9 protein-coding genes are annotated in these 13,560 nt (G+C 62.7%); all 9 read right to left on the bottom strand.

Annotation, left to right across the window (positions count from 1 at the left end; genetic code table 11):
- Positions 1 to 8: 8 nt before the first annotated feature.
- The gene (locus H5U38_07265; protein ID MBC7186816.1) at positions 9 to 725 is read right to left on the bottom strand and encodes a YggS family pyridoxal phosphate-dependent enzyme; all 717 of its coding nucleotides are present in this window, start codon (positions 723 to 725) and stop codon (positions 9 to 11) included.
- Positions 726 to 819: 94 nt separating this feature from the next.
- The gene (locus H5U38_07260; GenBank protein ID MBC7186815.1) at positions 820 to 2,106 is read right to left on the bottom strand and encodes a 6-phosphofructokinase; all 1,287 of its coding nucleotides are present in this window, start codon (positions 2,104 to 2,106) and stop codon (positions 820 to 822) included.
- 33 nt (positions 2,107 to 2,139) lie between these two features.
- A complete protein-coding gene (locus H5U38_07255) occupies positions 2,140 to 3,129 on the bottom strand; it encodes a ketoacyl-ACP synthase III (protein MBC7186814.1) in 990 nt (329 codons plus the stop codon).
- A 21-nt stretch (positions 3,130 to 3,150) separates the two neighbouring features.
- Complete coding sequence (locus H5U38_07250) at positions 3,151 to 4,155, bottom strand: phosphatase PAP2 family protein (protein MBC7186813.1); 1,005 nt, start codon at positions 4,153 to 4,155, stop codon at positions 3,151 to 3,153.
- Positions 4,156 to 4,298: 143 nt separating this feature from the next.
- Complete coding sequence (gene pyk / locus H5U38_07245; GenBank protein MBC7186812.1) at positions 4,299 to 5,717, bottom strand: pyruvate kinase; 1,419 nt, start codon at positions 5,715 to 5,717, stop codon at positions 4,299 to 4,301.
- Between the two features lie 34 nt (positions 5,718 to 5,751).
- Entirely contained in the window at positions 5,752 to 8,193 is a 2,442-nt protein-coding gene (locus tag H5U38_07240; protein MBC7186811.1) for a DNA internalization-related competence protein ComEC/Rec2, read from the bottom strand.
- Between the two features lie 63 nt (positions 8,194 to 8,256).
- Positions 8,257 to 8,898: a dephospho-CoA kinase gene (locus tag H5U38_07235; protein MBC7186810.1), complete on the bottom strand. Its 642-nt coding sequence runs from the start codon at positions 8,896 to 8,898 to the stop codon at positions 8,257 to 8,259.
- Between the two features lie 13 nt (positions 8,899 to 8,911).
- Positions 8,912 to 13,132, bottom strand: a complete 4,221-nt coding sequence (locus H5U38_07230) for a S8 family serine peptidase (protein ID MBC7186809.1) — start codon at positions 13,130 to 13,132, stop codon at positions 8,912 to 8,914.
- A gap of 3 nt (positions 13,133 to 13,135) precedes the next feature.
- Positions 13,136 to 13,560: glycosyltransferase family 2 protein (locus tag H5U38_07225; protein ID MBC7186808.1), on the bottom strand; the 425-nt coding region annotated here is incomplete at its 5' end.

Below are 13,560 nucleotides of genomic sequence, written 5' to 3'. Positions count from 1 at the left end.
CCCTCCGGTCAGTTGGCGTTGCGCAGCACTTGAGCCCCCGCCTGGCGTGGGCCGAAAATCGCCCTACCGATGCGCACCAATGTTGCTCCTTCTTCGACCGCCACTTCAAAATCGTCAGTCATGCCCATGGAGAGATGTTGGAGCTGCACGTTGTCGACCCCCAGGCGATCTATTTCCTCTTTCAGTTGGCGCAGGGTGACGAAGCAGGGGCGGACGAGCTCTGGGTCAGGGAGGAAGGCACCGACGGTCATCAGCCCCAGGACGCGCACGCCAGGCAGGCGAGCAATGCGCGTCACCAGGTCCGGTGCCTGCTCAGGGGGGACGCCAAACTTTGACGGTTCCCCAGAGGTGTTAACCTCGACAAAGACCTCCACCCGACGCCCACAGGCAGTGGCGCGGCGACTGATTTCTTCGGCCAGATGCAGACTGTCCACCGACTGGATCAGGTCGAAGCACTCCAGGGCACGTTTGACCTTGTTAGTCTGCAAGTGCCCCACCATGTGCCACGCCACCCCTCTGCCAATGGCCTGTACCTTGGGCCAGGCCTCTTGCACTCTGTTCTCCCCGATAATGCGGATGCCTGCGGCGATCGCCTCACGAATGCGGTCCACGTCCACGGTCTTGCTCACCGCCACGATTTCCACTTCGCGCGGGTCGCGACCGGCCCGGGCGCACGCCGCAGCGATGCGCTCCCGAACCTGGCGGACGTTGTCCTCGATTGCCATAACTCCTTACCAGCGATGGCCTAAAATATACGCCTTTCTCGCAGGAAAAACAACCAGAAAATTCCCCGCTGCTGCGCTGCCTGTGCCGGCTGTGTCAAGGGAGGGCGATGTGCGCCAAACGTTGACGGAGGTGCTCGGGGTCCTCCCGTGCTATCTTGGCCATTTCTGCCAAGAACTTCGCGTCTGCCAAGTCGCGCTGGCGCAAGCGCACCATGTATTCGAGCGCCACCTGATAGGACTCGGTGGTCACGTCCACCAGACGTAAACGCGTCTTGCCCGTGGCCGGGTCCAGCACGTCCTCGAATCGTACAGGCAGCAGTTTGCCGCCATTCACGCAAATCAGGGCGCTGTCGCGGTGCTCGGGTCGCGTGCTCAGCAGGTAGCGCACTGCGCTGTAGCCGAGGTCGCGCACGTACTCGCAGTCGAAGGGGATGGGATCGGCGCAGCGGAGCACATAGCCGATGTTGATTTCGACGATCTCTATCTTGTCTTGGCGGGCGGCAAAGCGGTTTTCGAGCTGCAGCTTGAGAATTTTCCCCAATTCCACCTCAGCCAGCCGGATATTCCCGTAGGGGTCATAGTCAATGACCACTCCTGGGATGGCTTTGAGCTCGGCGGGCGTGAATCGCTCGGCCAGCCCCTCGGCGATTACTGCCACGCCATGCTCATGGCCCATGGCCCGCCGCTTGAGGATGGCTCCTTCCAGCACGTCGCACACGGTCTGCACGGTGATAGGACCTGGCTTGAACTCCTCGGCGATGATCGCCAAGGTGGCCCCCGCTGCCTTGGCCATGCCCAGCGCCAAGTGACCAGCCTTCCGCCCCATGGCGACGATGAGGTACCAGCGGTTGGTGGTGCGCGAGTCCTCCATGAGATTCTTCACCAACTCGGCACCTAAGTGCCGGGCAGTCTGGAAGCCGAAGGTGGGCAGATTGTCGGGCAGCGGCAAGTCGTTGTCGATGGTCTTGGGCACGTGCGCGAACTTGATCTTGCCCTTGGCTGCCGCGGCCAGCTTACTCGCGGCGTAGATGGTGTCGTCCCCGCCGATGGTGATGACATAGTTGACACCCAAATGGCGGAAGGCGCGCAGGCAGTTGCGCAGCGTGTGCTCATCTTTGGTCGGGTTGACCCGTGAGGTGCGCAAGATGGAGCCGCCCGTGAAGTGAATGCGTGATACGTCCCGCATGTGCAGCTCCCGCACGTTTTGGCGGAGGTCATCGAGGTTGTCGCCGACGAGCCATTTGAAGCCGTCCATGATGCCCAACACCTCGATGTCCGATTTGCGCGCCTCAATGGTGGCGGCGCTGATGACGCCGTTGATGCCCGGCGCCGGGCCACCGCCCACAAGGATCGCCAAACGATTCTTGCTGCCTCTTGGCATGAGTGACTCTTCACCTCCAGGCAGAAGTCCATCCTACCACTTCATCACCGCCGAGGCCCAGGTGAATCCCGAGCCGAACGCCACCAGCACGACGTAGTCGCCCTTCCGTACGCGACCCTCTTTCACCGCTTCGTGCAAGGCGATGGGAATGGAGGCTGCTGTTGTGTTCCCGTACTTGTGAATGTTGGAGTAGACCTTGTCCATCCCCCCGAAGCGCTCGGCCACCGCTTCGGTGATGCGCAGATTTGCCTGGTGGGGAATGATGAGGGCCACTTGCTCGACGGTGAGCTCGTTGGCCTGCAGCGCCTCCTCGATGGCCTCGCAGAAGCGGGTCACGGCGTGCTTGAACACGGCCCTGCCGTTCATCTTGGGGTCCAGGCTGCCATCGGTGAGCATCTCCGGCGTTAAACGCGGACTGCGTAGGCAGCCGGGGTGCTCCATCCACAGCTCTTTGGCGTAACGACCGTCGGCATGGAGGTGCGTGGAGAGGATCCCAGAGCCGTCTGCGCTGGGGGTAACCACCACTGCACCAGCTCCGTCGCCAAACAGCACCGCCGTGTCCCTCCCCGCAGTGCTGAGGTTAAGTCCAATTGACTGCACCTCTGCTCCGACGACCAGCACACAGCGATACATGCCGGTGCGAACGTACTGGTCGGCAATGGACAGGGCGTAGATGAAGCCACTGCACTGATTGCGGACGTCAAGGGCACCGATGCCCGTGAGGCCCAGCTTGGCCTGCAGCAGACAGCCGGAACCAGGAAATGGGTACTCCGGGCTCAGCGTGGCAAAGATGATAAGGTCGATATCTTCTGGCCTCTTGCCGGCATCTTCCAGGGCCATCAGGCTCGCGCCCAACCCCAGGTCGGCAGAGCCGATGCCTGGCTCAACGAACCGCCGCTCCACAATGCCGGTGCGTTCCCGAATCCACGCGTCGCTGGTATCCATCAGCTTTTCCAAATCGAAATTGGTTACTACGCGCTCAGGAACGCACATTCCTGTGCCGGCAATACGCGCTCTCATCATAGGTTATCCGCTCGCCTCAATTCAGTTCGCGTCTGCGGTCACCGGCACGGCTGACCTTCGGGCATGGCGTGCCAGCAGGGGGTCGATCACTCGCGGCATAAGCACCCGTGAAACCACCGCGTAAGCAACCACCACATAGCCGGTGCCAATCAGGAGATCGATAATGTAGTGCTGGTTAAGGTACACGGCAGAGAACCACACGCACAGAGGGTACAACGCCACAAGGGGCACCGGCCAGCGCAGACCCTTGCGGACGAACAGGGCGATTACCACCGGGTACGCTCCGTGCAGGGACGGGATGGCTGCAAAATGGTTGGGATTGAATCCCCCCCACAGGGTGGTGAAGAACTTGGTCCCGATCATGCGGTCCACGTTGAGAAGGCCCCCTGCGCCCATGCCCCAGAAAGAGGTCTTGGCCGGCTGGCCAAAGCCGTGGGCATACACGTACCAGGGAGGAGCCGCAGGATAGACCATGAAGGTGGCCAGCGCGGAGAAATTCAACAGCGTCAAGGTGGCAACAAAGGTGTAGAAAAGCCGACGATCGTCCCTTGTGTGCCAGAAGTACCAGCCCAAGACGATGGGTAGGCCGAAGTGGAGCGTATAGAACAGGCCCCCCGAAGCATCTAAGAGCTGGCGCAGGGGCGAAGCGCCCAACGTCTGTTGCCAGTGTTGGAAGAAGAAACAGGGAATTTGCCCGCCAAACAGTGGGCCGAAGAGTGCCAGCTCCACTCGGTAGGGGAGCGCCACGTTGATGACCCCGCGCACTGAATCGGCGATGCCCCGCATCATGTCGTAAGCGGTCCAGAAGACGATGAATGGGCTCCAGTCGATGAGGAAGCGCTTGCCTTTCTCCTTGCCAAGGAGAGTCGCCAACATGAGCAAGGCCACAAAGGCGTGGTCAGGCCGGACGCGGATCACCTGGTTGATGGCGACAAAGTAGAGCACCACTGCCAACAGCACGTAGACGCGCCACCGCCGCGAAGGCTTCTGGAAATACTGCCGTATACGCACGAAGAGTGGCTTCATGAAGGCTCTCTCATCCTTTTCTCTGATTCTACACGGGCAAAAAATGTATAAATGCCCCTGCAGAAAAGCAAGCGCCATTTGGCCCCGTGAGCCAAGGGCTGTGTCGGGGTCTATCGCACCCGAGCGGTGGAGGCTCGGCAGACTCAGCCACGCACCTGGTGGACGGTCATCAGGTTGGTCGTGCCGCGTCTGGGGATGGGGAAGCCCATTACCACCACCAGCAGGTCGCCTGAGGAGGCGAGGCGGGCGGCGAGCATGTGCGCATCAATTCTTTCCAGGAGGTCCTGCAAATCATCGCTAAACTGGAGCAGGCGGGGACGCACACCCCAGACAAGCTGCATCTGTCGCTGCACCGCCTCATGCGGGGTGAAGGCGATAATCGGCGCCTCCGGCCGGTACTTGGCGATCATGCATGCGGTGTAGCCAGACTGGGTGAGCGTCACAATGGCCCTCGCTTTCAGGTCTGCGGCCGCCCGGCACGCCGAGTCGGCAACTGCATCGGCAACGGTGGGGGTCGCGACAGGGCGCGGCGGCGCCTCGGTGCGCAAGTAGCGCTCCTCCCCTTCCACCGCACGAATGATGCGTGCCAGCATTCTCGTCACCTGCACCGGGCGCTCGCCGGTAGCAGTCTCGGCAGTGAGCATAACCGCATCCGCCCCTTCCTGGATGGCATTTGCCACATCGGTGACCTCTGCCCGGGTGGGACGCGGCTGCGTGCGCATGGACTCCAGCATCTGGGTGGCGACGATGCAGGGCACCCCTTTCTGCCGGCAGCGGTGGACAATCTGCTGCTGTACAACCGGCACCCTTTCCAACGGCAGTTCCACGCCCAAGTCGCCGCGGGCCACGATCACCCCATCGGCGATGCGCAGGATGGCATCCAGGTCCTCGAGTGCCTCCGGCTTCTCGATCTTGGCAATCACACGCACCGGCGCCTCCTGCGCAGCGATGAGCTCCCGCACTGCTGCAACGTCGGCGGCCCGCCGCACAAAAGAGACGGCCACAAAATCGACCCCTTGCGCGAGGCCGAATAAGAGGTCTTTCCTGTCCTTTTCCGTCAGCGCCGGGGAGGAGACATCCACTCCCGGTAGATTAATCCCTTTGTAGCTGGTGAGCGTCCCGCCCTCAACGACTTTGCAGGTCACCGACCCATCGGTGGTCGCCAGCACCTTCAGCTGGATGAGGCCGTCGTCGATCAGAATCTTGTCTCCTGGACGCACGTCCTTGGGCAGGTGCTGATAGGAGGTGGTCAGAACGCCTGGGCCTGCCTCTGCCTCTTGGGCAAGGATGGTGACCTCCTGCCCACGATGCAGGGTCAACGAGCCGCCTGCCACCGGCCCAATGCGCAATTTGGGCCCTTGCAGATCCTGCATGATCGCCACCGGCGCGCCCAATCGTTGCGAAGCGCTGCGGATCATGGCGATGGCCTCGGCGTGCTGCTCGTGCGTCCCGTGGGAGAAGTTGAGGCGCGCCACATCCATTCCCGCCCGGATGAGGTCTTCGATGGTTTTCTGGCACGCGCTTGCAGGGCCTATGGTGCAGCAGATTTTCGTCCTTCTCATCGTGTGCTCCGAACTGTGGTTCACAACTCAGAAACTACCAGGCCAAAAGTTCCGGCAGCGGCGGCAGCTTCCGTCTCCACCGGACAAGCTCCCAATGCTGAGCGTCGCTGCGCAAGACGGCGGCCGCGTAATGGTCCGTTCGCCAAATGTGGGCCCCCTGCTTCTTGATGCGCGCCAGCGTGGCAGGGGAGGGGTGATGATGCGGGTTCCGTGCCCCCACCGAGATGAGGGCAAGCTCCGGCGCCACCGCTGCAAGGAACCGCTCCCCCGAGGCCCCTCCGCTTCCGTGGTGGGCCACTTTGAGGACCTGACTCCTCAGCAGCGGGCCAAAGCGCAACATGGCCTCTTCGGCCGGCGTTTCCGCATCTCCGGTCAGCAGCAGGCGTGTCTTTCCAAACGTCACCAGCAGCACCAGAGAGCAGTTGTTGAGGCCGAACGGCGCTGGCCCGCTATTCCGCACAAAGGCCTCAGAAGGGTGAAGCACGAAGATCTGCGCCGGCTCCCACCCGGTCAGTTCGTCACCGGCCCGTATGATCTGCCGCCGGACCCCGACACTGTCGGCCACTCTGAGAAGCTCCTGGTACAAAGGCTCCTGTTGCTCCTGGCCAGGCTCAAAGAGCAGTCCCACGGGGAATTGGCGCAGCAGGTGCGCGACACCTCCATAGTGGTCACTGTGCGGGTGCGTGACCACGATGCCGTCCAGCCGACGCACGCCCTCATGGCGCAGGAACGGTTCCACCACCTGCCGGCCAGCGTCGTAGGTTGAGTCTGCCGGGCCGGCGTCCACCAACAGGCATTTGCCGTTGGGGAAGCGGAGAAATACCGCATCGCCCTGTCCCACGTCGAGCAGAGTGACCTCAAGTCTTCCGCGTGGCCTCCAGGCATCCGCCCACACGGCGAGGCACGCCAAGGCGAGGACGAAAATCAAGGTGCGCGCTCGCCAGCGGGCTTCGCGCACGTGCAGAAAACAAACCAGCAGACCGTAGTAAGCCACTGCGTGCATGAGCCGCGGCCTGGGATAGGCAACATAGGCAAACGGCAGACTCCCCACCCACTCGACGCCGTGGATCAGGCACCTGAGCAAAAGCCAATTGGTCGCGGCGTAGAACTTCGCCAGTGGCCAGCACAGCGGAGCGAGCAGTGCCGTGGTGTAGCCCAACGGCACGATGACACCCACCGTAGGCACCACCAGCAGATTGGCGACGATGGACAACAGCGGCACACGCCCGAAATAGTAGGCAGTCAACGGGAGAGTGCCAAGCTGTGCGGCCAATGAGACAAAGAACAGAGGGAGCACTGAGGTTCCCCAAAAGCTGTCCTTCTCCACCGCGCTCAGCAACAGGCCGCGAAAGGCACGCTGCAGCCAGCGATAGAGGCCGAGAATAGAGCCCACTGCAGCAAACGACAGTTGGCAGCCCGCTTGGAAGAGCTCGAAGGGGTTGATGAGCAGCACCACCAGTCCTGCGACTGCCAGCGAGTTCCAGACATTGCCCACCCGTCGAAAGGCCGTGCCGCTGAGGAGCAACACCGCCATGATGGAGGCTCGCACGACCGGGGGACGGGCCTCAGTGACCAGCACATACAGGGCCAGCACTGCGCAAATGGCAAGCAGCCTCCCGCCCGCCGGTAGGCGGAGCACCCCGCAGATCGACGCGGCAATGAGCACCACATATCCCACGTGCAACCCGCTCACCGCCAGCACGTGCACGACGCCGGTGTTGGCAAAGGCCTGACGTACCTCAGGCCTAATCTCTCCCCTTTCGCCGACGAGCAAACCTTTGAGAAAGGCCGCCTCATCGCCCGCCAGAGAACGATCCACCACGGAGGTCATGTGCTCGCGTACCGGGTAGACCACTTTGCGCAGAAGCCACGCGCCGTGCCCTCCGCTCAGGTAGCGAATGTTCTTGGCATCCCTGCAGGCAAGAACCGCATGTACGCCGCGCGCCCGCAGGTATTCGCGGTAGTCAAACTCGCCAGGGTTGCGTCTGTTCCGGGGCAGGCGCAGCGTGCCCTCAACCTCCAGGGAGTCGCCGTAGCGGAGGGGGCTTGGCCCGCCCTGCACGGAGAGGAGTACCTTGCCGTGCGCTGGCACCTCGCCGCCCAAGACCACAAGTGTGCTCGCTTGCAGCGTCACCAGTACACGCCCCTCGCGCTGGTCTGGCGCAGAAGCGACCATACCGCGCAGACGCACGGGAAACGGTAGACCAGTGAAGTGGATAATGTGCTTAGGGTCATCGGTTACCCCCGCTGCGAGCAAATAGCGGAGCGCTCCAGCCACCATCATGCTGAAGACCAACAGGGCGCCGGTGACCTCAACCCGGCGCACCAGTAGGGCGGCAATCCCCACTGCCACCAGGCAGCACCCCAGCGCTGCCCACGCCGTTTGGGCAGAGACGCAATCCTGCAGCAAGTAGCGGGACACCGCTACCCCTATGGCAAATGCCACGCAACAAGGAACCGCCGGCTTTCCCCTCATTGCGCCCCCTAACGGAGAATGATCCTCCTCTTGGCAATCTCCGGCTACTGTGGCGGGCCCTGTTCAGACGTTACGACCCCTTTCCCGTAGGCGGGCCTGCAGCCAGGAATAGAGGGCGCGGACCTGTGCGCGCAGGGCAAAGAGCGAGCCGGTGTTTTCGACGACGTAATCGGCCAGTCGCACTTTCTCCTCCAACGGCATCTGCGCGGCTATGCGCGCGCGCACCTCTTCCTCGCCCAGGCCGTTGCGCCGGCGAATGCGCTCCACGCGTTCTTTGAGCGGCGCGTAAACCACCACAAGATAGTCCATGTGGCTCACCAAGTCTGCCTCGCCAAGCAGCGCTGCGTCCACCACGACGATGGGGTGTCCCTCCGCAAGACAGGCAGCAACCTGTGCGTCAATGCGCTGGCGCATGGGTGGATGCACGATGGCGTTCAGCCGCTGCCGGGCCTGCGGATCCGCGAAGACGATGGCCGCCAACTGCTCCCTGCGCAGCCCCCCACCGGGAGCGAAGATTTGCTCCCCAAAGGCATCCCTGAGGGCCGCCTGCACCGTAGGGTCCGAGGAGGTGACCTCGTGCCCCACCGCGTCGGCGTCGATAATGGGCAGGCCGTAGCGCGAGAGCAGGCGCGCAACTGCAGACTTGCCGCTGCCAATTCCGCCGGTGAGGCCGACCACGATCCCAGCACCCTGCTTCGACGCCATCCGCTGTCTCCACCTACCGCACCACCGCCAGCTTGCCCATCACGCGCTCTTTGTCGTTGCTTATCATGTACAGGTAGACGCCAGAGCCAACAAGCTGGCCACTGCCGTCCCTGCCGTCCCAAAACATGCCGCCGTTGCCGTCTCTCTCTTCGAGAACGCGAACCACCTGCCCTTCCACCGTCATAATGGAGATGGTGGCCTTTTCCGTCAGGTTGGCGAAGGTGACATGCCCCGTACCGCTGTGGAGAAGGAAAGGATTCGGGTAGGTGAACACCTGCGACAGGTCCGGCCGGACCAAGCGGAGCGCCAGCCGGTCGCCGCGGCCGGGTACCACCGCAATTCCCTCCTGCGACTTCACTCCGCTCACGTAGAGGATGTGGTGCGCGTTGGGGCCCCCCAGGGGGGCAAGATGTCCGACCTCAAGCATCACCCGCCGAGGGTCTTTGGGGTCAAGAGTGCTGCTGACGATGCGCACCTCCGGTTCGATCCGGTAGTTGCTCACCGTTTCTGCGCTCGTCCTCTCCAAGGGCTGGCTGAAGGTGAGGACGACCTGCGCGCGCCCGCTCAACGACAACCCGGTGAGGTAAGGCGGCTCCGGCGCACTACCGAAGCTGAAGGTGGCACTGCTGCGCGTCGTGTCAATAGGGGTGCGGTCGCAGTCCGAGACACCCCGGACTTGCACGGTGACCGCCTCGCCATTGCGCAAGCGTTCCGCAAGGGTCAGAATCACTTCTTGTCCAGAGCGGTCGTGGAGCACGGAATGCACCCTCCTGGCGGGAGAAAGGACGTAGCAGGAGGGGTCCTTGACAGAGTCATTCATAGGCTCGCTGAAGCGCAGGCGCGCACTTGTTTCGCCCAACGCCGTGGCGGCAACCAGCCACGGGGGGCGATTCGGCTTGGCGGTCACCAGCCGCGATGGTAGGCTCTCGGGCAACTGGCGGCTTGAGTCCACCGCACTCACGGCGAGCCAATACGTCTGGTCCTGTTGAAGGCCGCGCAGAGAGCATGGGGGAGCAGTTGTCCAAATGCTTTGCCGCAAGCTATCCGGATGCGTGCCGTATTTGACCCAATATCCGTCGGCCTGCTCGACCGGATTCCAGGTGAGGACGACGCGCGAAGTGTCCAGCGGGAAGGCATCGACCGTCTTTGGCCGTGGGGGGCGTCCCCCGGTGGGCAGATATTGATGCGCGATAATGCCACTGCCGTCGTTGAAATAGAGCTCGCGCACGCCGTCCCCGTCCGTGTCGGCCACAGGGGCCACATTGCTCCGGTTCGGACGATAGTGCCAAACCGGCCGATACTCGCCTGCTTCTGGCATGAACTTGAGCACGTAAAAGTCCGGGAAGACGTTGATCAGCACCTCGTCGCGCCCGTCGTTGTCGATGTCTCCGGAGGAGACCCCGGCGTCAAAATCCTTTGGTGAGGCAAAGCCGAAGAAGCGCAGCTCGGCCTGGGGCGAGTAGCGGTCGTTGCCTGAGGCTTTGTACACCCGATAGAGCCAGTGCCGGGCGTCGTACTCGTGCTCGGCGTCCAGACTGGGGTCGGAGTGGCAGCCGGCCACGAATTCCGGGCGCCCGTCACCGTCATAGTCGCCGCTGCTCAAGAAGTCAATAGCGTCCATGAGCGGCAGGTGCTCTGACCACGTCATCTGGAAGCGGCCGTTTTCTGTGCGCTCGTAAATGAACACGTCGCCGTCATAGTCGCCGATGAGGATCTCCATGAGCCCGTCGCCGTCAAAGTCCTGCACCTCCACGTGGGGCACGCCCGTGATGTTGGTGAAGGGTGTGCGATTGGGCAGGGAATCGAGCAGAGCAAAGGAAGGGCCCGGGAAGGCACGCCACACCTGGTAGGTGGCGTCCACGCGCACGATGAGCTCGGGGCGACCATCGCCATCCACGTCGGCGATGCGCGCCCCCCAGACATTGCTGCTGTTGCGCCATACCGCCTGAAAGTTTACCGCGTGCGGCGCGGTCTGCTCAAAGAGCACGGAGGTGCCGCCATAGCCAGCAAGGATTTCCACAAGGCCGTCGCCGTCGACGTCGCCGATGCTGCGCGGGATAGCCGGCTCGCGACTTTCCCAGACGGGAACAAGCGAGCCTTCCCTGTTTTGCCAGACCACCAGCGGCCCGAAAGAACTGCCATTCTGATACTGGCAGCCGACAAGTTCCTCTTTGCCGTCAGCATCGAAATCGTACGCCTGGGCCAGCAGATAGGCCGGCGGGAGTGACAGCGGCAGGAACACCATGTCCAGCGAGGAAACCGGCGTCGTAGGCAAGGTTAAAGAGTAGAGTTGACCGGCATTGTCGTCGATAGTGGTGAGCTGCGCCCGGTTGGTCGCGGCGATGCGAAAGCGCCTCTCCCCAGGCAGCATTTTGGGGGTCAACAGAATGCGGTGCGCAGCGGTCTGGTAGGCGAGGCGCACTTCCTGCCATTGGCCGCCGGGAGTCAAGTACTGCACAGCTGCATCGCAAAGGTCGTCCGTGGCGAAAGAGAGGAGCGTGGCAAAATAGTCCTCTTCAAGCATCGGAGTCTGCGCGAGCTGGCTGATGCGCGGTGGGGTGCGGTCGACAAATACTTGCACCGACTGCGACACCACGCCGCCGTCGGCGTTTTCTACCGCCAGACACAAGGTGTACTGCGTATCCGGCAGCGCGGTGACGTCCCACACGCCCAGCGTGTCATCGATGACTTGCCGGTTCTGCACCCGCACGAGGGGTTGCCAGGCATTGGGATCGACTCCTGCGCCATACGAGAGCTCGTACGCGCGCATGTACACCCCTGCTGCCGTGCCGATGACCGGCACGCTCCCCCCAGCAATCCCTTGGTTCAACCGCGGCCACGCAATGCGGGCCACGGCAAAGTTGGGACTATGGAGGGCAGCGTTTGCATTGATCCTGCCTGCGCCATAGTAGCGGTCCCACCCCGCGCTGCCCAAGTCGTCGGCAGTCGCAAGGAGAGTTCCCCGGACGTTGTCGTTTGCATAGTCTGGATGCTGCGTGAGGATCAAGGCGGCTAAGGCGCTCACGAAAGGCGCAGCGGCGGAGGTGCCGCTGAACCTCATGTACCCGCCCTTGATGTCGGTGGTGAGAATGCCGGATCCAGGCGCCACAAGATCAAGAGTGGCACCATAGTTGGAAAAGCCGGCTAAGTAGTCGGTGGAGTCGGTAGCCCCGACGGCCAGCACCTCGTCGAAGCCCGAAGGGTAGTGAACCTCGCTACTGGCGCTATTGCCGGCGGAGGCGACCAGCAGCACCCCGCAGGCATGCGCGTACGCGACGGCGTCGCGAAGGAGAGGCGTACACACGACGTCGCCAAAGCTCATGTTCACCACCTGCGCACCGTTTTCGGCTGCATAGGCCAGCGCTGAGGCCACGTCGTCTTCTTCCAGTAGGCCGCGACTTGTCCCGGCGCGCAGATTCATGAGTCGACAGCCGAATGCCAGACCGGCGATGCCCACCCCATTGTCGGCGACGGCGGCAATAATCCCTGCCACTGCAGTGCCATGCCCGTGCTCGTCGGCCGGGTCGTTGTCGCGCACCAGATAGTCCCCGCCGTCGGCGAAATACGGCGCATCGGTAAAGTCCCACCCCTGCACGTCGTCGACAAAGCCATTGCCGTCGTCGTCTATTCCGTTAAGATCGGTGGAGTCGACCGCGCCGTTGCCGTTGAGATCCTCGCCGGGGTTAATCCAGATGTTTGTTGCCAGGTCCTCGTGCCGGTAATCGATACCGGTGTCAATGACGCCCACCACAACGTTCTTAGAACCAGCGGTCACCTCCCATGCGGCGCTCGCCTGTATCCGATGGAGCGCCCACTGGGAGGGGAACAAGGGGTCATTTGGCACGTAGTGGAGGAAAAAGGCATGATTGACATGCGCATACTCCACCTCCGGATCGTTCCCCAGTGCGGCGACAAACGTTTCCGCTTCGGAGGCAGGAAGACGCACCTTGTAGATGCGATCCAAGCCGACGGAGTGGCGCAATTCGGGATGACGCGGTCTTGCGGGGCGGACAAAGGTGGCATGGACGCTCTCAACCCGATGCACCTGGCAGAGGTGGTCCAAAGCCGCCAAGCCGGTGCTAATGCTGCCCCCGGCGGTTTTGCCCAGCGCGCGCAGGGGGTGGCGCGTCTTGACGATGACCTCAATGAGGCCGTGGCCTTCCCCGGCGACAAGGTGCGCCGAAATGGTGAGCAACGCGTAAAGGACCAAGACCTGCCTGACTTGCCTCTTCATCCCTCACCTCTGCCTTCGCCGCCCAGTTGTCAGGAGTGTCCATGCCACCCGCGGCCACAAGCTCACGAGGAGCAACGCAGCGACGCAAAAGTCCACTGCTGCACATTGTGCAGGGTACTTGCGGAAGTAGCGCAAGAAGTCGCGGTGCGAGGCAATGAGCGCCGGCACGCGATGGGCGAATACACTGGCGCCCTTGTGATGGATGGCGTGCACCTCCGGCACGAACGTCACGCGCCATCCTCCTTCCCAGAAGCGGCGACACCAGTCCACGTCGCTAAAGAACATCAGGAATCGTTCGTCGAGCACTCCTACGGAGGCTACCGCCTCGCGACGCGCCAGGAGAAATGCCCCCTGCGGCTGGTCAACATCCCGTTGCGAGAGGTGGTCAAAATCGCCCATTTTCCAGCCGTTGAAAAGTGGACTCTTGC

Source organism: Calditrichota bacterium (genome assembly GCA_014359355.1).
GTDB lineage: Bacteria > Zhuqueibacterota > Zhuqueibacteria > JANLFK01 > Oleimicrobiaceae > Oleimicrobium.
This window is presented reverse-complemented; position numbering and strand designations above follow the sequence as displayed.

Coding starts and splice junctions, on each gene's coding strand:
- H5U38_07265 (MBC7186816.1), bottom strand. CDS start 725: ATGGCAATCGAGGACAACGTCCGCCAGGTTCGGGAGCGCATCGCTGCG.
- H5U38_07260 (MBC7186815.1), bottom strand. CDS start 2,106: ATGCCAAGAGGCAGCAAGAATCGTTTGGCGATCCTTGTGGGCGGTGGC.
- H5U38_07255 (MBC7186814.1), bottom strand. CDS start 3,129: ATGATGAGAGCGCGTATTGCCGGCACAGGAATGTGCGTTCCTGAGCGC.
- H5U38_07250 (MBC7186813.1), bottom strand. CDS start 4,155: ATGAAGCCACTCTTCGTGCGTATACGGCAGTATTTCCAGAAGCCTTCG.
- pyk (MBC7186812.1), bottom strand. CDS start 5,717: ATGAGAAGGACGAAAATCTGCTGCACCATAGGCCCTGCAAGCGCGTGC.
- H5U38_07240 (MBC7186811.1), bottom strand. CDS start 8,193: ATGAGGGGAAAGCCGGCGGTTCCTTGTTGCGTGGCATTTGCCATAGGG.
- H5U38_07235 (MBC7186810.1), bottom strand. CDS start 8,898: ATGGCGTCGAAGCAGGGTGCTGGGATCGTGGTCGGCCTCACCGGCGGA.
- H5U38_07230 (MBC7186809.1), bottom strand. CDS start 13,132: ATGAAGAGGCAAGTCAGGCAGGTCTTGGTCCTTTACGCGTTGCTCACC.